This is a genomic window from Malikia sp., from assembly GCF_028687635.1.
Taxonomy (GTDB): Bacteria; Pseudomonadota; Gammaproteobacteria; order Burkholderiales; family Burkholderiaceae_C; genus Malikia.
Genome location: NZ_JAQTZS010000024.1, coordinates 1 through 23,553, shown reverse-complemented (window position 1 = coordinate 23,553; position 23,553 = coordinate 1). Strand labels below are relative to the sequence as shown.

Sequence of the window (23,553 nt, the reverse complement as noted above, 5' to 3'; positions counted from 1 at the left end):
CCCGGGGAGGGCCAAGATGGATCTCGTGCTGAAATTGCTCAATGGCGGCGCTGGCAGTCTGGCTGCCTATCTGGCCGCGCATGTGCTGCTGTGTCTGCTGCCTGCCTTCTTCATTGCCGGCGCGATGGCGGCGCTGATCCCCAAGGCCAGCATCACGCGCTGGCTCGGGCGCAGCACGCCGGCCCATGTCTCGTATCCGGCGGCCGCGGCCGCGGGCTCGCTGCTGGCGGTCTGCTCCTGCACCATCGTGCCGCTGTTTGCCGGCATCTACCGCAAGGGCGCCGGCATCGGGCCCGCCATCACCTTCCTGTTCTTCGCGCCGGCCGGCAACATCATGGCGCTGGCCTACACCGGCAGCATCCTGGGGCCGGAGTTCGCCGCCGCCCGGGTCCTGTTCTGCCTGCTGTTCGGCATCGGCATCGGGCTGCTGATGGCGCTGCTGTTCTGGCGGGATGACGCCCGCCACGACGCCCAGACCGACACCCTGTTCGCCGAGCAGGCCAGCATCGGCCCGGCGGCGACTCGGCTGCTGCTGTCGCTGGTCGCGGTGCTGATCGCCGGCACGCTCAAGCTCTGGCCGCTGACCGAGACCTTCGCCACCCTCAGCCTGCCGCTGTCCTGGGCTTCGGCCTGGCAGGCGACGCTGTTCGGCTGGGTGCCGTTCGACGCCGCCAAGGGCGAGGAGGGCGTGAGCTTCCAGGGCTCGGTGCTGATCGCGCTGTTGCTGCTGATCGCCGCCACCGCCTGGAAGGGCATGGAGAACATCATCGAGGGCCCGAACCGCTGGACCTGGGTCACGCTGGGACTGAGCGCGACCACGCTGCTGGTCGCCGCGCTGCGCCTGACGCCCGTGGCCGGCGGGCTGGAGCTCGGACTGACCGGCCGCCTGTTCGCGGTGGCGGCCTCGCTCTGGGCCTGCTGGCATTTCGCGCGGCAACTCGGCGCTGATGACCGCCAGGCCTGGCTGTGGGAGTCCTGGCGCTTCGTCAAGCAGATCTTCCTGCTGCTGGTGGTCGGCGTCTTCATCGTCGGCATGGTGCGTCAACTCATCAAGCCGGAATGGATCGAGTCGCTGGCTGGCAGCAATACCTTGCTGGCCAACGCGGTGGCGGTGTTCTTCGGCGTCTTCATGTATTTTCCGACCCTGGTCGAGGTGCCGGTGGCGCGCATGTTCCTCGACCTCGGCATGCACCCCGGCCCGCTGCTGGCCTACCTGATGGCCGACCCCGAGCTCAGCCTGCAGAGCATGCTGATGGTCGCGGCCGTGATCGGACGCCAGAAGACCGCCGCCTACGTCAGCCTGGTGGCCGTGTTCAGCCTCTGCGCCGGCCTGCTGTACGGCGCCTGGGTCGATGGCCTGGGCTGGCTGCCGCTGAGCCTGGCGCTGGGCCTGTTCATTGCCGTCCTGGGCGCCGGCCTGGCCTGGCTCAGGCAGCGTCAGCGCCGGTCCACTCCCGTTTAAAGCACCTTACCCATCGAAGGAAAGTACCATGCTGACTGTCAAGATTCTCGGTTCCGGCTGCGCCAACTGCAAGAAGCTCGAAGCCATCGCGCGCGACGCCGCCACCCAGGCCGGTGTCGCGGCCAATTTCGTCAAGGTCACCGACATGCAGGCGATCATGGCCTATGACCTGCTCTCGACGCCGGGTCTGGTGATCAACGACAAGCTGGTCAGCAGCGGTCGCATTCCGACCGTGGCCGAGGTCCAGGGCTGGCTGGCCAGCGCCTGAGCCTGAGCCCATAGCGCCGGGCTCAGTTGCGCTGGACTGGCGCCGAGAGTTGTCGCAGCCGCTCGACCCCGACCGGCTCCACGGCGCACAGGGGCACCACGGCATGGCGGCTGGCATGCCGGGCGATCACGCTGTCGATTTCGCGCAGCTCGTTGAGCGCCCGTTGACGCAGCAGCGCGGATTGCGCAGCGCTGGCCGCCAGGCTGTTGTTGATCACCCAGGCCCAGGGCTCGATGCCGGCTCGGCGCAGGTCGGCCTGCAGGTTGGCGGCTTCCAGTACCGGCGTGGTCTCGGCCAGCGTGACGAGCAGCACCTTGGTCTGCTGCGGGTCCTGCAGCTGCATCATCGGTGTCTTGAAGTGGACGCCGGTGTCGCCCATCTGGCGCGCGATATCGCGGTGATAGGCGCCGGTGGCATCAAGCAGCAGCAGGGTGTGTCCGGTCGGTGCGGTATCCATCACGACGAACTTGCGGCCCGCCTCGCGGATGATGCGCGAGAAGGCCTGGAACACCGCGATCTCCTCGGTGCAGGGGGAGCGCAGGTCCTCCTCCAGCATGGCACGGCCGGCGGCGTCGAGCTTGGCGCCCTTGGTTGCCAGAACCTGCTGGCGGTAGCGTTCGGTGACGGTATGCGGGTCGATCCGGCTCACCGTCAGCTGCGGCAGCGAGCCCTCCAGCGTTTCGGCCAGATGCCCGGCCGGGTCCGAGGTGGTCAGGTGCACTGGCAGGCCACGGCTGGCCAGTTCGACCGCTACCGCTGTCGCCAAGGTAGTCTTGCCCACGCCGCCCTTGCCCATCAGCATCACCAGGCCATGTCCGTCGGCGGCGATCTGGTCGACCAGTGTGGCCAGCGTGGCCAGAGCTGGCAGCGCCGCCATGCCTGACGGGATCGGCTCGACGGCGGTCGCTGCTGGTGTTGCCGGGCGGAACAGCTGCTGCAAGGCTTCCAGCCCGACCAGGTTGAACGGCTTGAGGGCAATCCGGTCCTGCGGCAAGGCCTGCAATCCGGCTGGCATCCCGGCCAGCGCCCGGGTCTCGCGGGCGACGATTGCGCCGGCCAGCGCGTCCTGTGCGGCCTCGCCGGCTGGCAGCACGCCGTTGACCACCAGGTGCTGCTGCGACAAGCCGATGGCCGCCAGCTCTTCATGGGTGCGTGCCGCTTCGCGCAAGGTCGCGGCTTGCGCCCTGGCGATCAGGATCAGCCGGGTGCGCTGCGGATCGGCCAGCGCCTGCACGGCAGCATGGTACTGCTCGCGCTGCTTTTCCAGGCCGGCCAGCGGGCCGAGGCAGGAGGCGTCGCCCTTGCCCGCTTCGAGGAAATCGCTCCAGGCGCCCGGCAGCTGCAGCAGTCGGATCGTGTGGCCGGTGGGGGCGGTATCGAAGATGATATGGTCGAACTCGCGCGTGCGCGCCGAGCCGACCAGCAGCTCGGTGAACTCGTCGAAGGCGGCGATCTCGGTCGTGCAGGCGCCCGAGAGCTGTTCCTCGATGCCCTTGAGCACCTGATCGGGCAATACGCCGCGCACCGGAGTCACGATGCGATCGCGGTAACGCTGGGCCGCTGCCTGGGGGTCGATTTCGAGTGCGGACAGGTTCGGCACGCTGGCAATCGGCAGGATCTGGTTGCCAATGCTGACGCCAAACACCTGGCCGACGTTCGAGGCCGGGTCGGTGCTGACCAGCAGCACCCGCTTGCCAGTGCTGGCCAGTTCGACGGCAGTCGCGCAGGCGATCGAGGTCTTGCCCACGCCTCCCTTGCCGGTGAAGAACAGAAAGCGCGGCGGATGCTGGAGGAATTGCATGCCGAATTTTCCGTCTTCTGCTTTAGCCAGTAAAGCGAGTTTTCAGGTGGCGCTTTCCGGTCCGCGCAAGGCGTGGCTCAGCTGGTCGACCAGTTCGGCCCAGTCCGAATCCTGTTGCAGGGCTTCCAGCAGGAACGTGGCCTGGGAAGGCGTCCAGAAGTTGGCATCCGGCAGCGCTATCTCTGGCGCCAGCGGGGTGTGACGGGTCAGGAAGGCCTGGATGCTGGCTGGGTCGCTGGGGAGCCCCAGCTGTGCAAACAGGTCGTGGAATCGGTTGATGGCGGCTTCCATGGCGATCTCCTTGAAGTCAGGTGGTTGTGGTTCAGTAGCAGCAGCCGCCGCTGCCGCAGCAGCTCGACGCCGTGCCGCTGCCGGCAGCGGCCTGGCTGGCAGGTTCCGGTTCCAGCAGTCGGATGCCGGCCTTGAGTCCGGCGCGTACCAGTAAATCCTCGGGGATCACCTCGTAGGACTGGCCTTCGAGCTCCAGCGTGCGGCAGTCCTGGTCGCCACATTCATCGCAGCAGCGGCTGGCGCCGGTCTGGCCCTCCAGCCAGGCTTCGAGCGGCTGCCCGCTGATCCAGATCCGGTTGGACTCCGAGGGCTGCTCCAGAAAGGCCTGCTGGTCGAGCTCGCGGCATTCGAGCACCGGCTGCACGCCCAATGGTTCGAGCACGGCCCTGAGCCGTTCGACCGCGCGCCGGACTGTCTCGCCGGTGCCCTGGCAGCGGGGACAGGTGTTGCCCTGGTCGTTGATCAGGCGTTGCCAGATGATGGGCAGGGTTTTCATGAGTCATCTCCTTGGATGCGAGGAGGAGGCTGCCTCCCTCGTGATTGACGAACGATAGCAGCCCGCGCGCTTGTCTGCCAGTCCCTGCTCAGCCTGTCAGCCTGTCAGCCGGCCCGAGGCCTCGACCGTCCATTGCCGTTGATGGAACGCGGCCACCGAGGGTCGGTGCGCGATCGACACCAGCGCGCCGCCATGCTGCCGGATCAAGCCGAGCAGTTTCTCGTAGACCTGCTGCTCGGCGGCGGCGTCGAGTGCGCTGGTGGCCTCGTCGGCGAACAGCCAGCGCGGTTGCTTCAGCAAGGCGCGTGCGATGGCGAGGCGCTGCTGCTCGCCGCCCGAGAGCTTCTGGCCCCAGGCATCCTCGGCGTCGAGCTTGTCGGCCAGTTGCGGCAGCAGCGCGTCGCACAGCGCCTGCTGCAGCTCGGCGTCGCTGTAGCGGTCAGCTTGAGCTGGGTAGGCCAGCGCGTCGCGCAGCTTGCCGTTGGGGAAATAGGGCCGCTGCGGCAGGAACATCGCGTCCTGCTCGAAGCCGGCCGGCAGCTCGACATGGCCGCGCGCATAGGGCCAGATCCCGGCCAGGGTGCGAAACAGCGAGGACTTGCCGCTGCCCGACGGACCCTGCAGCAGCACGCTGTCGCCCGGGCGCAGCGAAAGGCCCTGGCCCTGCAGCAGCACGCTGCCGTCCGGCAGCGACAGGGTCAGGTCCTTCAGGCGCAGTGTGTCGCCACTGCCGGCCGTCAGTGTGTCGTGGCTGTTGGCGGCCTTCAGGCTGTCCTCGAAGCCGGTCAGACGGTCGGTGGTGGCGCGCCAGCGCGCCAGCGCGTCGTAGTTGTCGACGAACCAGGACAGCGCATCCTGCACCCGGCCGAAGGCCGAGGCGATCTGCATCAGCTCGCCGAGCTGGATCGCACCGCTGAAGAAGCGCGGCGCCGCCACCACGAATGGAAACACCACCGCGGCTTGGCCGAAGCCGACCGTGAACCAGGTCAGGCGCTTCTGCGTCTTGATCAGCGCCAGGGTGTTCTGCAGCACGGCGCTGAAATGGCCGCCGAGCTGGCGTTGCTCGACCGGCTCGCCGCGATCGAGCGCGATCGCCTCGCTGTACTCGCGCACCCGCACCAGGTGATGGCGGAAATCGGCCTCGCGCTTTTGCTGCGCGAAGTTCAGGCTGATCAGCGGACGGCCGATGTAATGCGTCAACACGCTGCCGACCAGTGCGTAGGCGATCGCCATCCAGACCATGAAGCCGGGGATGTTCCAGTCGCTGCCGTTGAAGGCAAAGCCGAAGCTGCCCGACAGGCCCCACAGGATGCCGACGAAGCTCGCGAGCGTGACGCAGGCGTTGAGCAGGCCCATGCTCAGGCCCACGGCCGATGCGGTGAACATGCCGAGGTCTTCCTGGATGCGCTGGTCCGGGTTGTCGGGCAGGCTGGCGTCCTCGCGCGTGAAGCGCATCAGTTCGAGCCGGTAGAAGGCCTTGTGGCCGAGCCAGCGCGCCATCACATGCGCCGTCATCCAGGCGCGCCAGCGGATTTCGAGCAGCTGGGTCAGGTAGAAGCGGTAGACCGCGATCAGGATGTAGCCGAAGGCCAGCCCGGTGAAGCGAGCGAGCTGCTGCCAGAACACCTCGGCGTTCTTGTTCTGCAGCGCGTCGTAGAAGACCCGGTTCCACTCGTTGAGCAGCACCAGCATGTAGACCGCGCCGAGGTTCAGCGCCACGATGGCCGCGAGCAGGCCGCGCGCGCGCCATTTCTCGTCGGAGCCGAAGTAGGGGGCGGACAGCGCCCAGGCGCGGGAGGCGAAATGGCGGAACTGGTTCAGCTTGGTCAGCAGGCTCATGGAGGCATTCAGGGGTTGGCGACGCCGGACGCCACATGGCCGGATGGCACATGCAGCGCGGCCGATTCGATATGGCCGGTCTGGTCATCGAAGAAGAAGTCGGGCTCGAACTCGCGCAGGAACTCGCCCTTGGGCAGGCCGCCGAGGAACATGGCCTCGTCGATCGCGATGTCCCAGTCCATCAGGGTGCGGATGGCGCGCTCGTGCGCCGGCGCGCTGCGCGCCGTGACCAGCGCGGTGCGCAGGTGCATGCCGGCGCTGGCCGCGCTTTGCAGTTTTTGCAGCGCTTCCAGCAGCGGCTTGAACGGGCCGCCCGGCAGCGGCTGATCGGCACGGTCTTGCTCGTGCTGCTGGAAGGCGCCCAGGCCCCGGGCCTGGTAGACGCGCTCGGCCTCGTCCGAGAACAGCACCGCGTCGCCGTCGAAGGCGATGCGGACCTCGTGCGGGTGCGCGTCGCTGGCGTGCACCGATTGCGGGTAGACCTGTGCCGCCGGCACGCCGGCGGCGAGCGCGGCGCGCACGTCGCTCAGGTGGGTCGACAGGAACAGGTTGGCGCGCAGCGGACGCAGGTAGCGCCAGGGCGACTGGCCGCGCGTGAAGACGCCGCGCTCGATGCCCAGGCCGTAATGCTGGGCCGAGCGGAACACGCGCAGCCCCGAGACCGGGTCGTTGCGCGACAGGATCACGACCTCGACGCGCGGCTCGCCGGGCGAATTGAAGCTCAGCAGCTTGCGCACCAGCGAGAACGCGACGCCCGGCGGCGCCGGTTGTTCCAGTCGCGCGAGCTGCAGCTGCATGTAGGCGCGGTCGTCGCCCTGCTCGAAAACCTGGTTCTCCTGTTCGAAGTCGAACAGCGCGCGCGAGGAGATCGCGACGACGAGCTGGCCTTCCAAGGTGGCGGGCATGTGGACTCCTGTGGTGGCGGCCCGGCTAGCTTAACCGCGACCGGCCTCACTTCACCAGCTGGTTGAGCTGGATGATGGGCAACAGCACCGCGAGCACGATCAGCATCACCACCAGGCCCATCACGACGATCAGCAGCGGCTCCAATAGCGTGGCCAGGCGCAGCGCGCGGCGCTGGACCTCGGCGCTGAGCTGGGTCGCGGCGCGTTCGAGCATGGCCGGCAACTGGCCGGTCTGCTCGCCCAGGCGCGCGAACATCGAGATCAGCCCCGGAAAACGCTTCTTCGACGCCAGCGCACCGGCCAGCGGCGCCCCCTCGCGCACCAGCACCAGCGCGTCGAGCGCGTCGGCGCGCAGCGCGCGGTTGTGCAGCGTCTCGGCCGCGGTCTGCAGCGCGCGCAGGATCGGCACGCCGGCGCCGGCCAGCATCGCGAGCGTGGCGGCGAAGCGCGCCGCGTTGTAGCCGCGCGCGATGCGGCCCACCAGCGGCAGCTTGAGCCAGGCCGCATCCATGCGCTCGCGCAGGGGCTCGTTGCGGCGCGCCTGCGCCAGTGCGACTCCGCCGCCGGCCAGCAGCAGCGCCGCCAGCCAGCCCCATTGCCGCACCATCTGGCTGAGCCAGAGCATGATCACGGTCAGCACGGGCAGCGCGCGCTTGCTGCCAGCGAAGACATTGGCGACCTGGGGCACGACGTAGCTCATCAGGAAGACCACGATCACGATCGCGAACAGCGTCACGATGGCGGGGTAGAGCGCGGCCGAGATCAGCTTGTTGCGCAGCGCCTCGCGCTCCTCCAGGTCATCGGCCAGCCGTTCCAGCACGGTGCCGAGCTGGCCGCCCTGTTCGCCGGCGGCGATCACCGCGCGGTAGCTGGCGTCGAACTCGCGCGGATGCTGGCCCAGCGCGCGCGCGAAGCTGGAGCCGGCGTTGACCTCGGCGCGCAGGCTGGCGACCAGGCGCTGCTGCTCGGGCTGGTCGGCTTCGTCGGCCAGGGCGGCGAGACCGCGTTCGAGCTGCAGACCCGAACTCACCAGGCCGGCGAGCTGGCGTGTCCAGACCGCCAGCGCGACGGCGTTGAAGGTGCGCGCGCGCCAGAGCTGGCGGTTCCAGCCGCTGGCGGGCGCTTCCTCGCTGCCCATCGCCGGCAGTACTTCGAGCGGGATCAGGCCGCGCTGGCGCAGCAGGGTGCGGGCCGCGCGCGCGGTGTCGGCTTCCATCAGGCCCTGCTGCTGGCGGCCGTCGGCATCCAGCGCTTCGTAGCGGTAGGCGGGCATGGGGTTGCGGTATCAGGCCGGCTGGGCTTGACTGGCCGGGAAGGCCGTCGCCAGTGCCTGGGCGGCGATATCGAGTGAACGCAGCCGCAGCTCCGGGTCGAACACGTCGCTGACCAGCATCAGCTCGTCGGCGCCGGTCAGTTCGACCAGCCGGGTCAGGCCCGCGCGCACGGTCTCGGGGCCGCCGACCACGCCGGCCGCCAGGAAGTCGAGCACGGCGGCGCGGTGCTGCGCCGGCAGGTTTTCCAGGAAATGGGGCACCGGCGGTGGCAGCGCACGGCGCTGGTTGGTCAGGATGCCGAGCACACGCTGGTAATGGCTGCTGGCAAGGAATTCGGCTTCCTCGTCGGTCGGCGCGGCGACCAGCGGCACGCCGATGATGACGTAGGGCTGCTGCAGCTGGGCCGAGGGCCGGAAATGGCGCCGGTACAGGTCGAGCGCCTGCAGCAGCATGCGCGGCGCGAAATGCGAGGCGAAGGCGTAGGGCAGGCCGCGTTCGGCCGCCAGCCGGGCCGAATACAGGCTGGAGCCCAGCAGCCAGATCGGCACCTGGGTGCCGGCGCCCGGCAGCGCGATCAGGCGCTGGCCGGGCTGGGCCGGCGCCAGCAGGCGCTGCAGTTCGGCGACGTCGGCCGGGAAGTCGTCCTCGGTTTCGACCCGCTCGCGCCGCAGGGCGCGCATGGTCAGGCTGTTGGTGCCGGGCGCGCGGCCCAGTCCGAGGTCGATCCGGCCCGGGTAGAGCTCGGCCAGCGTGCCGAAGGCCTCGGCCACCACCAGCGGCGCGTGATTCGGCAGCATGATGCCGCCCGAGCCGACCCGGATGCGTTCGGTCGTGCCCGCGACATGGCCGACCAGCACGGCGGTGGCCGAGCTCGCGACGCCCGGCATGTTGTGGTGCTCGGCCAGCCAGTAGCGCGCAAAGCCCAGGCTTTCGGCGTGCCGGGCCGTGCGGCGCGCGATGGCCAGCGCGTCGGCGACGCTGCCGCCCTCGCGCACGGTGACCAGGTCGAGCATGGAGAGGCGGGGGGAGTGCGAGTCGGTGGTGGACATGCGGGCATTGTAGGGACAGCATCTGTCACTCGAATGCTTTGCAAGAACGAATGGATCAAAGTCTGCTGATCGCGAACGGGGCCGTCCCCGGTCTGGATTGGCGGGCTCAGGGGGGACTATGTCAGATGTGGATCAACCCGTGGCGCCAGCAGAGCTGGCTGCCGACGCCTGTCAGGCCGTCGATGCGATCCTGCGCTCGGCGCGCGGTTTCGAGCGGCTCGACGACTGGCGCGACCGCCTGCTCGACGGGCTGGCGGCTGCGCCAGCGCTGCCGTCGCGGCGGCGCGCGGCCCTGCTGCTGCGCCTCGGGCTCATCGCCCTGTTGCGTGATGGCGATTGCGCGACGGCCAGACTGACCTTCGGCGAGGCGATCACGCTCGTCGAGGACGAACGCCCCGGCAACTTGCTGCTGGCGCTGCGCGCGCTGGCCGGGGTGGTGGATTCCCTGGCGGGCCGTCTGGTGCGCGCCGACGTGCAGCTCTCGGATGCCGCATTCTGCTGCCTGGGCTCTGGCGGCAGCGCCCTCGCGCGTGGCTGGCTCGATGGCGCGCTGGCCCTGAACCGTCTGTTCAGGGGCGATGCGGCGGGGGCGCTGGAGATTCTTGCTGACTCCGAAGCCGCGCTGCCGCCGCAGGGACCAGCAGGTCTGCTGCCGCCGCTGCTGTGCCTGTACGCCGCCGCGCTGCAAGGATGCCGGGACCAGGTCACGGCGCTCTCGGGCCGCATCGCGCGTACGGCCATCCCCGAGCGCCTGACCCTGCTGCAGGCCGGCCGGCATTTCGTGCTCGGGGTCGCGGCCCTGAGGGGTGGCGAAGCCTTGCGCGCCCTGGTGCATGCCGAGGAATCTGCCAGCGCCGGCGCACGCGCGGGGGCTCGGCTCGCGGTGCAGCTGGCGGCCCTGCTGCAGGTCCAGGCCATGGCCGATCTGCAGCGGGTCGACGAGGCCAGGGCACGGCTGCTGCACAGCTGTCCCGATTGGACAGCGCTCGGTCTGGACCAGCTGGCGCTGGCTGGCCGGCTCGAACTGGCCCAGCTGGTGGCGGGATCGGGCGAGCTCGACCGGGCGCGCCAGGCGCTCGCTGAAGCCCGTGCCTTGCTGCCGCTCGGCGAGACCCTCAGGCCGCTGCACCGCGGCGCCGACTGGCTGCCCGGGCTGGAATTGAAGCTGGACGGCCATAGCCCGTCAACGTCGGGCGCTCCGCCGCATGTGCGCATCCACACCCAGGGCGAGTTCATCGTCGAGATCAAGGGCCGGCGCCTCTACGACCGCGACTGGAAGGGCCAGCGCACCAGGTCGCTGCTGCTGGCCTTGATCGGCGAAGGCGGCTACAAGGTGCCGGTCGAGCGCCTGTCCGACCTGCTCTGGCCCGATTCGGACGGCGATCAGGCGCTGCAGAACCTGAAGGTCGCGCTGCACCGCCTGCGGCGCCTGGGTTGCGCCCAGGACGAGGCGCAGGTGAACTGGGTTCACGTCAAGCACGGACGGGTCAGCCTCTCGCGCAGCCTGTGCTGGGTCGATGCCCATGAGTCTGTAACCGATTTGGAACCGCCGCGCTGAAATGCTGACGGGTGGGAGCCAGGCGTTTGCGCCTGGCAGGTTGGACTGCGTTGTCTGTCAGCGCAGGCCTGGTTTTACAGGGAGATCGACAAATGACGACGGAAAGCCTCAAGACCATACAGAACGCGATTGCCAAGGAGGGCCTGGACTGGCAGGCCGCCGCCACCAGCGTGTCGCAGCTGAGCGCCGAACAGCAGCAGGAGATGCTGGGCCTGCGCATCGACAAGGCCGAACTGGAAGCGACCGAGAAGGCCATCAAGGCCGCCACCGCATTGCGCGCGCTGCAGGCCGAGGCCGGCTTTCCGCTCGCGATCGACTGGCGCAACAACGGCGGCAACTGGGTCACCTCGATCAAGGACCAGGGCGGCTGCGGCTCCTGCGTCGCGCATGGCACGCTGGCCACCATCGAGGCGCGCGCCAATATCGTCTGCCAGAACCCCAATCTCGACCTCGACCTGTCGGAGTCCCACCTGTTCTATTGCGGCTGCGGCAACTGCTGCGGCAATGGCTGGAACTTCGCCCCCGCGCTCGACTTCTGCAAGAACACCGGGGTCGCCAGGGAGGCCGATTTCCCCTACGTCGACAGCAACCAGCCCTGCAAGCCGGGTGTCGCGCCGATCTTCAAGATCGACGGCTGGACCCAGGTGCTCGCGCTGGCCGACCGCAAGAACCTGCTGGCCGCGCGCGGTCCGATGGTCGCCGGCATGGCGGTCTACCAGGACTTCTTCAGCTATGCGGGCGGTGTCTACAAGCATGTCAGTGGCAGCCTGGCGGGCTACCACGCGATCTCGGTGGTCGGCTACAACGAGACTGGCAAATACTGGATCTGCAAGAACAGCTGGGGCACCGGCTGGGGCGAGCTCGGGCCCGATGGCTCGCGCGGCTGGTTCCGCATCGCCTATGGCGACAGCGGCCTCGATACCCAGTTCGCCTTCTACGATGTGCAGCTCAACCAATGTCCGGTGCCGGTGGAGGACCCCTGCCTCAAGCACCGGATCTACCTGACCAGCGTGCTGCGCGCCGCGCAGACCAACCGGACCCTGCGGGCCTGCCTGCTGTTCCATGTCTGTCGCGTCGGCCGCGCACCGCTGTGCTCGCGCGCCGTCATGGCCGTGGTCAGCCGCGTCCAGGCGGCCCTCAAGGTCTGCCCGCAGTTCAGGCTGGCGTTCTGCCGTGCCCTGCAGTCCATCTGAGGCGGCATGGCCCGCCCCGCCCCGAAACACCAGGAGGACAACATGAGTGGACGTGGATGTAGATGCGAATGTGGGTCGCAGCAGGTGGCCCAACAGCCGTTCGAGGCCGAGCCGGCCGGGGCTGAGCTCGACCACTGGTTCGGCCTGGCCGAAGCGCCGGCGGGCCAGTCGGGGGTCGAACTGTTCGAGGCGCTGACCGGCGCCGGCGCCGAGCCGTCCGCGGGCGCCGAGGCCGACGAGCTGGCCGAGGTCGCGCTCGAGGATGAACAGGCGGCGCAGCAGGAGCTCGACGAGGTGCTGGCCGAGGCGGATGACGAGGGTGGCGAGGCGGTCGAGCCTGGTCTGGACGAGCTGCTCGCGCTGCTCAAGAACCGGCCGGGTCTCAAGATCACGCTGTCGTACTGAGCCTGGCGCGCGGGGCCGGCACCGTCATCGGCAACGGTCCCGCGGCAGCGGCTGTATCTTCCCTGGATTGCATCAGCAAGGACGCAGATATGCCGAAGTCATACCAGCGGGAGCAGCCGCAGATCAGCGTCAGCAAGGGCGAGGCCTTCGTGATCGAGCTCGCCGCCAATCCGACCACCGGCTACGAGTGGCAGCCTGATTTCGATCCGGCCGTGCTCAAGCTGGCCGGGCGCGAGCTCGTCCGGCCGGGGTCGGCCGTGGGCGAAGGCGGCGTCGAGCATTTCCGTTTCGAGTCGTTGGCGGCGGGGGCGACGCGACTCTCGTTCGCCTACCGGCGCGGCTGGGAGCCCGCGGTCAAGGACCAGGCGGTGTTCGAAGTCACGGCGGATTGAACAATCCATCCGCCGGCCCTGAATCAGCTCAGTCGAGCTTGAGCTTGCGGCTGCTGACCACCTGCTGGTAGAGCTCGAACTCGGTCTTGATCTGCGCGGCGAACTGCTCGGGCGTGTTGGCGATGATCAGCGAGCCGGTGCTCTCGATGCGCTTGCGCACCGCCGGGTCTTCCAACGACTTGCGCACGCCGGCATTGACCTTGTCGACCACCTCCTTCGGCAGGCCCTTGGGGCCGATGAGGCCGAAGAAGGCCATGCGGTTGACCGGCTCCAGACCCACTTCCTTGAAGGTCGGCACATTGGGCAGCTGCTCCAGGCGCCTGGGCGCCGCGACCGCGATCGGAACCAGCTTGCCGGCCTGGATGAAGGGCAGCGCCGAGGGCAGGTTGTCGAAGATCATCTCGACCTGGCCGGCCACCGCGTCGTTGAGCGCCGGCCCCGAGCCGCGATAGGGGATATGGGTGATGAAGGTCTTGGTCTGTTCCTTGAACAGCTCCATCTGCAGGTGCAGGATGGTGCCGGTGCCCGACGAGGCGTGCGAGTATTTGCCCGGCGCCTTGCGGACCGCCTCGATGAAGGCCTTGTAGTCCTTGGCCGGGAAGCTCGGGTGCACCGCCAGCACGTTGGGCGTGGCGGCGATGTTGATGATGGGCGTGAAGTCCGCCACCGGGTTGTACGGGATCTTGGGATTGATCGCCGGGTTGGCGGCCATGCTCGAAACCGTCGCCAGGCCCAGGTTGTAGCCGTCTGGCGCCGCGCGCGCGGTCTCGGCCGCGCCGATGCTGCCGCCGCCACCGGCCTTGTTCTCGACGATGACGTTCTGGCCCAGCGCCTTGCCGAGCGGCTCGGCGATGATGCGCGCGACCACGTCGGTGGTGCCGCCGGGCGCGAACGGCACCTGCAGCTTGATCACCTTGCTCGGGTAGCTCTGGGCCAGGGCCAGGGTGCTGGCGCCCAGGGCGCAGGCGAAGGTCAATACTTGACGACGTTTCATCTCAAAACCTCTTGAACGGATGCCGGCAGGCCGACCGGATTTCTCAGGTCGGAAGTCAGACAAAAAGCATACCAGCCCCGGACGGGCTTGGGGTGGATGAAGCGTGCATCAGGCCTTGATCGCGGTCAGTCCCGCGTCACGCGCAGCAGTTCCTCGCGGCTGGTGACACCATCCCGCACCAGGCGCTCGCCGTCGTCGCGCATCAGCGTCATGCCGCCCGCCAGCGCATGGGCGCGGATCTCGGCCTCGGGCGCGCGGCGGTGGATCTGGGCGCGGATCGCGTCGTCGGCCACCAGCAGCTCGAAGATGCCGGTGCGGCCCTGGTAGCCGCTCTGGCCGCAGACGACGCAGCCAGCGCCGTGGCAGGCCGGGCAGCGCTTGCGCACCAGGCGCTGCGCGAGTACCCCGAGCAGCGAGGATGCCAGCAGGAAGGGCTCGATCCCCATGTCGGTCAGGCGGGTCACCGCGCTGGCCGCGTCGTTGGTGTGCAGCGTGGCCAGCACCAGGTGGCCGGTCAGCGAGGCCTGGATCGCGATCTGCGCGGTCTCGAAGTCGCGGATCTCTCCGATCATGATCACGTCCGGATCCTGGCGCAGGATAGCGCGCAGCGCCTTGGCGAAGGACAGCTCGATGCGGGCATTGACCTGGGTCTGGCCCACGCCGGGCAGCTCGTACTCGATCGGGTCCTCGACCGTCATGATGTTGAGGTGGGCCGCGTCCAGTCGCTGCAGCGCCGCGTAGAGCGTGGTGGTCTTGCCGGAGCCGGTCGGTCCGGTGACCAGGATGATGCCGTGCGGTTGTGCGATCAGGTGCTCCAGGCGCGCCAGCGTCTCGCCCTGCATGCCGACCGCTTCCAGGCTGAGCTTGGACTCGGACTTGTCGAGCAGGCGCAGCACCGCGCGCTCGCCATGCGCGCTCGGCAGGGTCGAGACCCGCACGTCGATCGCGCGCGTGCCCAATCGCAGGCTGATGCGGCCGTCCTGCGGCAGCCGTTTCTCGGCGATGTCGAGATCGGCCATGATCTTCAGGCGCGAGATCAGCGCCGCGTGCAGCGCGCGATTCGGCTGCACGATCTCGCGCAGCGTGCCGTCGACGCGAAAGCGCACGCAGCTGCTGCGCTCGTAGGGCTCGATGTGGATGTCGCTGGCGCCGTCGCGCGCGGCCTGGGTCAGCAGCGCGTTGAGCATGCGGATGATGGGCGCGTCGCCAGCGGTTTCGAGCAGATCCTCGATCGCGGGCAGCTCCTGCATCATGCGGCCGAGGTCGGCGTCGGACTCGACTTCGCTGACCACCGCCGCCGCGCTGGCATCGCCCTGGTTGGCGTAGGCGGCGCTGATGCGCTGCACCAGCAAGGCTTCGTCCTCGGTCTGCAGACGGCTGGGGCCGTGGCGGCGCAGCACCTCGCCCAGCGCGCTGGCCAGCGCGGTCTGGTTGTCGGCGCTCGGCAGCGGCGCCCACAGGGTCGCGCCGCTGCTGTCCTGTTGCAGCAGCAGGCGGTGTTCGCGCGCCCAGGCATAGGGCAGGGGGTAGGTCGTCATGCGCGGCCCCGGCTCATCGGGTGACCGGGGCATTGGCCGCGTTCGGCACCACCGTCCCGAGCGGCTGGCGTGGCTGGCTCAGGTCGAGCGGCGCCAGCTGCGCGGACTCGCTGATGCCGAGCACGCTGTTGGGCTGGGGCTGCTGCTGGGCCTGGCTGCCACGCATCAGCTCGTAGCGGTCCAGGGCGAGCGACTCGCTCTGACGGGCGTCGCGCAGCACGACCGGGCGCAGGAAGACCATCAGGTTGGTCTTCTTGCGACTGCGCGCCTCGCTCTTGAACAGGTTGCCGAACACCGGCAGATCGCCCAGGCCGGGCACCTTGTCCTGCTTGCCCGAGTAGTCGTCCTGCAGCAGGCCGCCGAGCACGACGATGCTGCCGTCCTCGACCAGCACGCTGGATTCGATCGAGCGCTTGTTGGTGATCAGGCCGGCGGTCGAGGTGTCGGAGATGCTGCTGACCTCCTGGAACACGGTCATCTTGACGGTGCCGTTCTCGCTGACCTGGGGCCGCACGCGCAGCGTCAGGCCGACGTCCTTGCGCTCGATGGTCTGGAACGGGTTGACCGAGCCGTTGGCGCTGTTGTTGTTGGTGTACTGGCCGGTCACGAAGGGCACGTTCTGGCCGATCACGATCTTGGCTTCCTCGTTGTCCAGCGTCAGCAGGTTCGGTGTCGAGAGCACGTTGCCGTCGCCGCTGCTTTGCAGGAAGTTGGCCAGCGCGCCGAGGTAATGGCGGCCGTTGAAGCTCGGCGCCAGCGCCAGGTTGAGGCCGCCGCCGAGCGAGTTGACCGCGGTGCCGAGCGAGGTGCCGCCAGCGGCCAGCCCCGCCGTCACGCCCAGGATGTTGGCGCCCGCCGTGCCGGAGTTGGTGCCAATCAGTCCCAGCGAGCCGTTCTTGCCGAGCACGCCCTGCCACTGGACGCCGAATTCGGCCGCCTTGTCGGCGTTGACCTCGGCGATCAGGCTTTCGACATAGACCTGGGCGCGGCGCATGTCGAGCTGGTCGATCACGGCGCGCAGCTGGCGGACCTGCGGCTCGGGCGCGGTGATGATCAGCGCGTTGGTGGCCGGGTCGGCCTGGATCTGGCCGCCGACCGAGGGCTGCGCCGGCCCGGACAGCGGGGCGCTGGCGCCCGTCATGCCGGTGTTGGCGCTGGCGACCGGGCGCGCGGCGGCTGTCATGGTGGCGCCGCCCGTTGTCGCGCTGCCTGCCGTCCCTTGGGCCACGCTGTCGGCGGCCAGCGCCGCGCGCAGCGTGGTGGCGAGCTGGGTCGCGTCGGCGTTCTTGAGGTAGACCACGTGGATGTTGCCCTGGGTGCCGACCGCGTTCGGGCGATCGAGCTTGTCGACCAGCGCGCGCACCAGCGCGACCCGGGCCGGGTTGGCGGCGCGCAGCACCAGCGCGTTGCTGCGCGGCTCGGGCAGCAGCACGGTCTTGAAGCTGCTGTCGAGGCCCTGGCCTGCGGCACCCGGTATACCCATGCTGCCATCGATCAGCTTCTGCACCAGTGGCGCGAGATCGTTGGCCAGCGCGTGCTTGAGCGGGATCACCTCGACGTCGCTGGCGGTCGCGGTGTCGAGCGCGCTGATGATGCGCCCGATCCGGCGCAGGTTGTCGGCGTAGTCCGTGATCACCAGCGCGTTGCTGCCCGGCGTCACGTTGATGGTGTTGTTCGGGCTGATCAGCGGGCGCAGCACCGCGACCAGGCTGTTGGCGCTCTCGTGGTTGAGGCGAAAGATCTGGGTCACGATCTGGCCACCGGAGGCCACGCTGTTGGCGGTCACCACCGTGGGCGACTGCAGCTTGGCCTCGGCCTCGGGCATGATCTTGTACAGGCCCTGCGATTCGACCAGCGCGAAGCCCTGCAGCCGCAGCGCGGCGGTGAACTGCTCGAAGGCCGCCGCCGGACTGACCGGCCGGTCGGTTGACAGGTTCAAGGTGCCCTTGACGCGTGGGTCGACCACCAGGTTGCGGCCGGTCAGCGTGGCCATGGTGCGCGCCACGGCCTCGACCTCGGCGTTGGCGAAGTTGAGCGTGACCGGCTCGCCGGCCCGTGGCGCCGGCCCGCTGGCCTGGCTCCAGGCGGCTGGCGCGGTGCTCAATGCCAGGCCCAGCGCGATGGCCTGGGCCAGGGCGCCGCGTTTGGCGGTGGAAAGAACTTGCTTCATCGGTGTCATCCCAGGCTGATGTGGGCGCGCGCGCCGTCGCGCCGCCCCAGTATGTTCAGGAGGTTGGACAGCGCGTCCACGCTGTCCGGTGCGGCCTCGGCCGTGCCGCGAAAACGCAGGCGGCCGCCGGTCCATTGGCCTTGGCCGCTGAGCTTGAGCGCGCCGCGCAGGGTATCGAGCTGCAGCCGGGGGCTGCCGCCGGCATCAGGCGTGAAGCGCAACTGGTAGCTGCCCAGCGGCTTGAGCGTCGACAGGCTGGAGCCCAGCTCCAGTGCCTGCAGCTCGAACGGGCCGCTCAGGCGCGCCCGGCCTCGTGCCCATTCGACGCCGCTGCCCTCGGTCTGCAACTTCAGGCTGCCTTGCAGCTGGATCGTGTTCCAGGGCGAGCCCAGGCCCGCGAGCCAGCTGGCCGGCCAGACGCTGGTGTGCCGGGCCAGTTCCAGCCGGGCGCCACCGGCCGACCAGGCCAGCCGCAGGTCCAGGCCCTGCGGCGCGCAGCAGGGCGCCGTCAGCCTGAGTCTGAGCGCCGGCCCGCCGGCCCAGGTCGGCGCCAGTCGCCAGCCCAGTCCCTCGGGCAGGGCGGCGGCGGCCGAACTGCCCGTGCCGCCCGTGAGCACCAGGTCGGCCCGGCCTTGCCAGACCGTGCCGCGCGCGTTGAGCAGCCGGACCCGGTCCCCGCTGGCCTCGCGCACCAGCAGCGCCAGTGCGCGTGCCGGCGCGAAGGTGATCGCGCCCGCCGTGAGACCCAGCGTGGCGGCCAGCAGGAACAGGCCGCTGCCGCGCCGCGTGGTGGGCGGCGCGGGTCGAAGCGCAGCCTTCATGTGCCGGCCCCGGTCGCATCGCCCAGCACCAGCTGGCCTTGCCAGCGCACCGCGCCGGCCGCGCCACTGCGTTCGAGCTGGACCCGGGTCGGACGCAGGCGCGCATTGACGCGCGCTTCCTGCAGCCATTGCGCCAGCGCCGCCGGCGTGGCGTCGCGCAGCGTGACCGTGACCTGCTCGCCCGAGGGCTGGAGCTGGGCCTGCTCCTTGAGCTGGCGCCGGGTCGAGGACTCAAGCGCGCGCAGCCGTTCGGGCCAGGCTGCCGTCTGGACGTTTTCGGATTGCCGCAGCGACCTGGCCTCGGCGGCCATGGCGCGCATGGCGTGCAGTTGCGGACCCAGCCTGGCCTGGCGCTCGGGCGCTGCCTGCAGCACGCGCCAGGCTGGCGCGATCGCCACGCTCCAGATCAGCAGCAGGGCCAGTAGCCAGCTCGTGGCTTGCAGTGCCAGTCGCTCGCGCGGCGTGCGTCCAGTCAGGAAGGCCTGCCAGCGGGCATTGAGCGGGGTGTTCATCGTTTTTCCCAATCCAGGCGCCAGTCGTTGCCCGAGGTCTCGACGCGCCAGCCGCGCGCCTGCAGGGTGGATTGCAGCGCCTGCTGGCTTTCTGCGCCCAATGTCACGCCGACCAGCTTGGCCTGGCCGGGGCTGAATTCGATCCTCTGCCAGGCCGCCGGTTGATCGACCGAACCCAGGGCGGCCAGCAGGCTCTCCAGATCGCCGCCGCCGAGCTCGCCCTGCTGCTGGCGCAGGCGATCGAGCTTGGCCTGCATCTGGCGTGGCGCGTCCAGTATCAGCCTGACCTGGGGGAAGGTTTGCGTCAGCAGCTCGCGCAGCTCGGTTTGCTGGGCCTGCTCGGCACGGCGTTCTTGCCAGGCCAGCAGGTTGAGCCCCAGCAGCTGCAGGCCCAGCAGCGCACCCAGGCTCCAGCGCACCGGACGCCAGGCGGGGTCGCGCGTCAGCGTGCGCCAGGCACGCGGCAGCCATTGGCCACGGCGCTGGCTGGCCGACAGCCTGAGGTCGAACTGGGCCAGGTTCCAGCCCTGGCGCAGCGATTGCAGCCAGCGCTCGGGTGCCGAGGCCATGGTCCATTGGAGCTCCGGCCAGGCCTGTTCGGCCAGCGCGAGATGCGCGGCGTCTGCGCTGGCCGACAACGGGCGTGGTTCGCCACTGGGCGGGCTGGTGGCCAGCCACCGCCTCAGAGTGTTCGGGATGGCCTGTGCGGTCGCGTCACTGTCCGATGGTGGCGAGGCGGGCAGTGGCAGCACCAGCACCCCGGCTGGGCCGGTGGCGATGCACCAGGTCTGCCCGGCATCGTCCTGCAGCCAGAGCTGCTCGGTGGGCTGGGGGCTGACCGCCGGCACGATGCGCCCGACCGGACGTTGCGCCTGTTCCAGCGCCTGCAGCTGTGCGTGCAGCCAGGTCTTGCGGCAGGCGGCGACCCAGCAACTGCCGGCTGATCCGGTCCTGGCGCCGGGCTCAAGCGCGAAATGCAGTTGCGCCGGGTCGTCGAGCAGATGCTCCTCCAGCAGGCCATCGAGCGCGGCGCGCAGCCGGGCCGGGCCGATCCTGGGCAGCTGGACGCGGTGCCAGGACAGTTGTTCCACCGGGACCACCAGCACGCATTCCGCGTCCGGTGGCAGCTCGGCGGCAGGCGACAGGCCCAGCCGGGCCGGCTTGAGCCCGTCGGTCGACTGGGCCCAGCGCCAGGCGGTCCCGGGCGTGGAGCCGGCCGAGGCGTTTTCAACAGGAGTCAGCAGCAGCACATCGGATTCCGGGGGTGATATGAAAGGAGCGGAGCGCAGGACAAGGCCAGGATCGGTTCATTTTAGGGTGGCTGGGTGACGCTGCAGGCCACCATGCATGCGCCACACCACCCTGACCTTGATGCCGTCGCGCATGACCAGCGCGTTCTGCTCCAGCGTCGCCTCGTCCAGCCGCAGCAGGCCGAGCACGCGGAAGTAGCGGCTCGTGACGGCATGGCGCTGGGGTTTGAGCTGGGCGCCGACCTCGGGCACCAGGTCGCTGACATCGGTGATGGCGCTGAAATGGCGCCGCTCGCGCTGGGCCACCACGGCCTGCGCCTGCGCCAGGTCCAGCCCGGGCAGGCTCGCGTGCAACGCCAGCGCGCTGGCGGTGTTGAGGTTGAGCGGAGTCGGCTCGGGCAGCCAGCTCGCGTACGGACTCAGCCGGTCCAGCGTCGCTTTCGACAGGCCGAGCCAGGCCAGCTGCTCGTAGCGCTGGGGCCGCAGCGGCCCTTCACGGCTGGCACCGCTGCTGGTGCCAGGGGTGTAGGCGGCCAGCAGGCCCTGCAGCAGCTGTTGCAGTTCGGCCGAGGGCAGACCCAGCGCCGCGAACAGGCGCTCGAAGGATTGGCGCTCGACCGGCGCGAGCTGGACCTGATCGCCGGCTGACTCGATCAGGTTGCGCAGGTTGAGCTTGCCCTGCTCGTCGATGATGCGACCCGACAGCCGGGCGTCGAACGCATCCGCCATGGTCGGATCGGCCTGTCCCGCTGACAGGAAGCTCGACAGCCGGGTTTCCTGCAGCGGCAGCGCCCAGGGCTCGGCCAGATGATCCACCTGGCTGGCGCGCGCGTCCTCGCGCAGGATCAGTCTTGCCCAGTCGAGCGCGCCGGTCAGCAGCCAGAGCGACTGCGCGCGCTGGCGCGCGGTCTGCTCAAGCTGCAGGCTGCGCCATTGCTGCCAGTAGGCCGCCGCGCTCACGCTGGCGACCAGTGCCACGGTCAGCATGGCCAGCAGCAGCGCGGCGCCGCGCTGACGGTTGCGGGACAGGCCGTGCCTCATTGGCCTTCTCCGCCCAGGGTCGGGCGGACCCAGTCGCGCACCAGCTGGCCGGTCGGATTGCCCGTCGCGGGCAGGGTCAGCAGCAGGCGCACGCCGTCGGGCAGGGCGACGCTGGATGCGGATTCCTGCGCCTCGTCCGTACCTTCGGCCGACAAGGGGTTGCTCCAGGCGCCGCCACGGTGATAGAAGATCCGCCAGTCCGCTACCGGGGTCAGCAGTACCTGCTGCTGGCGGTCCTGTGTGCTCGGGTTGCGGCCCCATTGCTCGGCCTGCCGCCAGGCCTGCTCAAGCGCTTCGGTCCGCCGCAGCGGCGCGGAAGCCCAGCGCGCCCAGCGCGGTGCGCCCGAGACCGGGTCGGCCTGCAGGCCCCAGGCGATCACGCGCAGCCCGCCGCCCAGGCCCTGGTCCGGGTCGCTGCGCGTGAGCCGCAGCACGCGGCCGTCGTAGTCCAGCGGCGGTACCTGCTCGGTGTCCAGCAAGGCGTCGAGGTCGGCGTCCCATTGCGCCAGCGCGGTCTGCCAGTCGCGCCAGCGGTCGGCATGCTCCTGCGTGACCTGCTGCGCGCGCGTCATGCCGTCGAGCGTGCGCCAGCTCAGCAGCGCCAGCACCGACAGCAGCGCCAGCGCGACCAGCAACTCGATCAGCGTCAGGCCGCGCCCATGCCGGGGGCGTGAGCGGGCCGGCATCAGTAGCGTCCCGACAGGGTGGACAGCTGCAGCAGCTGCCCGCCGCCGGCGGCCGGGTCGGGGTTGTCGACCAGGGCATCGACGCGGCGGAAGCTGGGATTGGGCGTCGGGTTCACCCGCAGCCTGACCGTCAGGGTCTGGCCGGCCTGCTCGCAGTTCGTCGTCGATTCGCCCACGGGCGGCAGCTGGCGCCGCAGGCGCAGTCGGGTCAGTTCGTTCTCGGCGCAGAGCTGTGCCAGCCACTGCCGTGGCTGGCGTTCCGCCATGCGGGTCAGCGCGCCCGTGGCCTGCAGGCCGGCGCTGAGCGCGACGGCCACGATGGCCAGCGCGACCAGGACCTCGATCAGCGTGAAGCCTTGCTGGCGGCTGGGGGGGGGGCGCATCGCGGTCAGGGCGATCCGGGCGCATCGGCCTGGATGCGGAAGGGACCGAAGCCATCGGTGACCAGGCGCAATGCGCGACCGTTCAGGCTCAGCCTCAGGGTCTGCGCGGGGATCAGCGGCTCGGGGCCGAGCCGCAGCGTGGCGGCATCGGCCGGCTGCTCGATGCGCGCCTGCAGTCCCTCGGTCAGCCAGTCGCGCGGGGCCAGCGTGTCCTCGCCGGTGGCGGGACGGTCGGCACCGATGAACTCGAAGCCGCGCGCGGTCGCTCGCCACTCCAGCGTCGCCGCGCTGGCGCGGGCATGGGCCCGCGCCGATTCGAGCAGCGCGGCCAGCCGTTGCGCATCGCGTTCGAGCGGCTTGGCATCGGGTAGCGACAGGCTCACGCCAGCCATGGCCAAGCCGATGATGGCCAGCACGACCAGCAGCTCAAGCAGCGTGAAGCCGCGCTGGCGTGTCGGCATGAGGCGAACCTTACTGCCAGCTGCCGATGTCGGCATCGCGGCCCTCGCCGCCGGGCTGGCCGTCGGCGCCCAGCGACAGCACGTCGACCGCGCCGTGCAGGCCCGGATTCAGGTACTGGTAGGGGTTGCCCCAGGGGTCCGCTGGCAGCTTGTCGACATAGGGGCGCCAGTTGCCGGGTACCGGTGCCTGGGTCGGCTTGACGGCCAAGGCCTGCAGGCCCTGCTCGCCGCTCGGGAAACGCTGGTTGTCGAGCTTGTAGAGCTTGAGTGACTGCATCAGGTTGTTGACGTCGGTCCGGGCGGCCGTCACGCGTGAATCGTCGGCGCGATCCAGCACGTTGGGCACGATCAGCGCGGCCAGCACGCCGATGATGACCAGTACCACCATCAGCTCGATCAGGGTGAAGCCGTGCGCGCGGGTCTTGTGCTGCTGGCGACAGGGTGTTGAGAGGGTGTCAAGGCTGGGCAAATCAGGTCTCCCTGGGCGGTCGCGCGCGGCGCGCCTGCCCGTCAAATCGAGGTCATAACGAGGCCCTATGATAAGGGTCCATCAAGACAACCGAGTTCAGCCCGCCATGACCAAGAGCGCGGCAAGCCTCCCCCTTCAGGAGGAGGTCAAGAGAGCCAGCCCGCGCAGCCAGGGCGATCGCGCTATGTTGAGTCTGGCGAGATTTGACCGAACAGGATCTGCTGGCGGTAGTCGAGGCTGGTGCCGGCGCGCATCTTGCGCCGGCGTATGCTCACGTTGCTGCTGTCGTTGTCGC

At 69.7% G+C, this 23,553-nt stretch carries 24 protein-coding genes; 6 read left to right on the top strand and 18 right to left on the bottom strand.

Going from position 1 to position 23,553, the window contains the following annotated elements; all coding sequences use genetic code 11:
- The first annotated feature begins 16 nt into the window (after window positions 1-16).
- Window positions 17-1,462 (top strand): permease, encoded by a 1,446-nt coding sequence (locus tag PHR85_RS12310; RefSeq protein WP_300054685.1) that lies wholly within the window; start codon window positions 17-19, stop codon window positions 1,460-1,462.
- A gap of 28 nt (window positions 1,463-1,490) precedes the next feature.
- Window positions 1,491-1,730, top strand: coding sequence for a thioredoxin family protein (locus PHR85_RS12305; RefSeq protein WP_300054683.1), 240 nt, complete (start codon window positions 1,491-1,493; stop codon window positions 1,728-1,730).
- Window positions 1,731-1,752: 22 nt separating this feature from the next.
- Here PHR85_RS12305 and arsA read toward each other — a convergent pair whose 3' ends face one another.
- The 7 genes from arsA to PHR85_RS12270 form a co-directional block, all read right to left on the bottom strand.
- Window positions 1,753-3,531 (bottom strand): arsenical pump-driving ATPase, encoded by a 1,779-nt coding sequence (gene arsA, locus PHR85_RS12300; RefSeq protein ID WP_300054681.1) that lies wholly within the window; start codon window positions 3,529-3,531, stop codon window positions 1,753-1,755.
- Between the two features lie 42 nt (window positions 3,532-3,573).
- Complete coding sequence (locus PHR85_RS12295) at window positions 3,574-3,822, bottom strand: DUF2789 domain-containing protein (RefSeq protein WP_300054680.1); 249 nt, start codon at window positions 3,820-3,822, stop codon at window positions 3,574-3,576.
- Window positions 3,823-3,853: 31 nt separating this feature from the next.
- The gene (locus PHR85_RS12290; RefSeq protein ID WP_300054678.1) at window positions 3,854-4,318 is read right to left on the bottom strand and encodes a DUF2703 domain-containing protein; all 465 of its coding nucleotides are present in this window, start codon (window positions 4,316-4,318) and stop codon (window positions 3,854-3,856) included.
- A 96-nt stretch (window positions 4,319-4,414) separates the two neighbouring features.
- The gene (locus PHR85_RS12285) at window positions 4,415-6,157 is read right to left on the bottom strand and encodes an ABC transporter ATP-binding protein/permease (RefSeq protein ID WP_300054676.1); all 1,743 of its coding nucleotides are present in this window, start codon (window positions 6,155-6,157) and stop codon (window positions 4,415-4,417) included.
- 8 nt (window positions 6,158-6,165) lie between these two features.
- The gene (locus tag PHR85_RS12280; protein WP_300054675.1) at window positions 6,166-7,062 is read right to left on the bottom strand and encodes a 5'-nucleotidase; all 897 of its coding nucleotides are present in this window, start codon (window positions 7,060-7,062) and stop codon (window positions 6,166-6,168) included.
- A 46-nt stretch (window positions 7,063-7,108) separates the two neighbouring features.
- On the bottom strand, window positions 7,109-8,335 hold the full coding sequence (gene gspF / locus PHR85_RS12275; RefSeq protein ID WP_300054674.1) for a type II secretion system inner membrane protein GspF: 1,227 nt from the start codon (window positions 8,333-8,335) through the stop codon (window positions 7,109-7,111).
- Between the two features lie 12 nt (window positions 8,336-8,347).
- Window positions 8,348-9,385 (bottom strand): LLM class flavin-dependent oxidoreductase, encoded by a 1,038-nt coding sequence (locus tag PHR85_RS12270; RefSeq protein WP_300054672.1) that lies wholly within the window; start codon window positions 9,383-9,385, stop codon window positions 8,348-8,350.
- Window positions 9,386-9,524: 139 nt separating this feature from the next.
- Between PHR85_RS12270 and PHR85_RS12265 the strand changes: the two genes are divergently transcribed.
- From PHR85_RS12265 to PHR85_RS12250, 4 genes are all read left to right on the top strand, one after another.
- The gene (locus tag PHR85_RS12265; RefSeq protein ID WP_300054670.1) at window positions 9,525-10,943 is read left to right on the top strand and encodes a hypothetical protein; all 1,419 of its coding nucleotides are present in this window, start codon (window positions 9,525-9,527) and stop codon (window positions 10,941-10,943) included.
- A gap of 92 nt (window positions 10,944-11,035) precedes the next feature.
- Entirely contained in the window at window positions 11,036-12,136 is a 1,101-nt protein-coding gene (locus tag PHR85_RS12260) for a C1 family peptidase (RefSeq protein WP_300054669.1), read from the top strand.
- A gap of 84 nt (window positions 12,137-12,220) precedes the next feature.
- Entirely contained in the window at window positions 12,221-12,541 is a 321-nt protein-coding gene (locus tag PHR85_RS12255) for a hypothetical protein (protein ID WP_300054667.1), read from the top strand.
- Between the two features lie 89 nt (window positions 12,542-12,630).
- On the top strand, window positions 12,631-12,933 hold the full coding sequence (locus PHR85_RS12250; protein WP_300054666.1) for a protease inhibitor I42 family protein: 303 nt from the start codon (window positions 12,631-12,633) through the stop codon (window positions 12,931-12,933).
- 28 nt (window positions 12,934-12,961) lie between these two features.
- On the opposite strand, the gene PHR85_RS12245 is transcribed toward PHR85_RS12250, so the two are convergent.
- From PHR85_RS12245 to gspG, 11 genes are all read right to left on the bottom strand, one after another.
- The gene (locus PHR85_RS12245) at window positions 12,962-13,927 is read right to left on the bottom strand and encodes a tripartite tricarboxylate transporter substrate binding protein BugE (protein ID WP_300054665.1); all 966 of its coding nucleotides are present in this window, start codon (window positions 13,925-13,927) and stop codon (window positions 12,962-12,964) included.
- A gap of 125 nt (window positions 13,928-14,052) precedes the next feature.
- The gene (locus PHR85_RS12240; RefSeq protein ID WP_300054663.1) at window positions 14,053-15,465 is read right to left on the bottom strand and encodes a GspE/PulE family protein; all 1,413 of its coding nucleotides are present in this window, start codon (window positions 15,463-15,465) and stop codon (window positions 14,053-14,055) included.
- 13 nt (window positions 15,466-15,478) lie between these two features.
- On the bottom strand, window positions 15,479-17,635 hold the full coding sequence (gene gspD / locus PHR85_RS12235; RefSeq protein ID WP_300054661.1) for a type II secretion system secretin GspD: 2,157 nt from the start codon (window positions 17,633-17,635) through the stop codon (window positions 15,479-15,481).
- A 5-nt stretch (window positions 17,636-17,640) separates the two neighbouring features.
- Window positions 17,641-18,456, bottom strand: coding sequence for a type II secretion system protein N (gspN, locus tag PHR85_RS12230; protein WP_300054659.1), 816 nt, complete (start codon window positions 18,454-18,456; stop codon window positions 17,641-17,643).
- On the bottom strand, window positions 18,453-18,968 hold the full coding sequence (gene gspM / locus PHR85_RS12225; protein ID WP_300054657.1) for a type II secretion system protein GspM: 516 nt from the start codon (window positions 18,966-18,968) through the stop codon (window positions 18,453-18,455). The genes gspN and gspM overlap by 4 nt, the downstream gene beginning before the upstream one ends.
- Window positions 18,965-20,218: a type II secretion system protein GspL gene (gene gspL, locus PHR85_RS12220; RefSeq protein ID WP_300054655.1), complete on the bottom strand. Its 1,254-nt coding sequence runs from the start codon at window positions 20,216-20,218 to the stop codon at window positions 18,965-18,967. The genes gspM and gspL overlap by 4 nt, the downstream gene beginning before the upstream one ends.
- Before the next feature lie 57 nt (window positions 20,219-20,275).
- Window positions 20,276-21,259: a type II secretion system minor pseudopilin GspK gene (gspK, locus tag PHR85_RS12215; protein WP_300054653.1), complete on the bottom strand. Its 984-nt coding sequence runs from the start codon at window positions 21,257-21,259 to the stop codon at window positions 20,276-20,278.
- Window positions 21,256-21,945: a type II secretion system protein J gene (locus PHR85_RS12210; protein ID WP_300054652.1), complete on the bottom strand. Its 690-nt coding sequence runs from the start codon at window positions 21,943-21,945 to the stop codon at window positions 21,256-21,258. Before PHR85_RS12210 ends, gspK begins: the two co-directional genes overlap by 4 nt.
- Window positions 21,945-22,328 carry a type II secretion system minor pseudopilin GspI gene (gspI, locus tag PHR85_RS12205; RefSeq protein ID WP_300054651.1) on the bottom strand — a complete coding sequence of 128 codons (384 nt, stop codon included), beginning with the start codon at window positions 22,326-22,328 and terminating at the stop codon, window positions 21,945-21,947. The genes PHR85_RS12210 and gspI overlap by 1 nt, the downstream gene beginning before the upstream one ends.
- A 5-nt stretch (window positions 22,329-22,333) precedes the next feature.
- Entirely contained in the window at window positions 22,334-22,789 is a 456-nt protein-coding gene (locus tag PHR85_RS12200; RefSeq protein ID WP_300054649.1) for a GspH/FimT family pseudopilin, read from the bottom strand.
- Between the two features lie 10 nt (window positions 22,790-22,799).
- Window positions 22,800-23,258 (bottom strand): type II secretion system major pseudopilin GspG, encoded by a 459-nt coding sequence (gene gspG / locus PHR85_RS12195; RefSeq protein ID WP_300054647.1) that lies wholly within the window; start codon window positions 23,256-23,258, stop codon window positions 22,800-22,802.
- Window positions 23,259-23,553 lie beyond the last annotated feature (295 nt).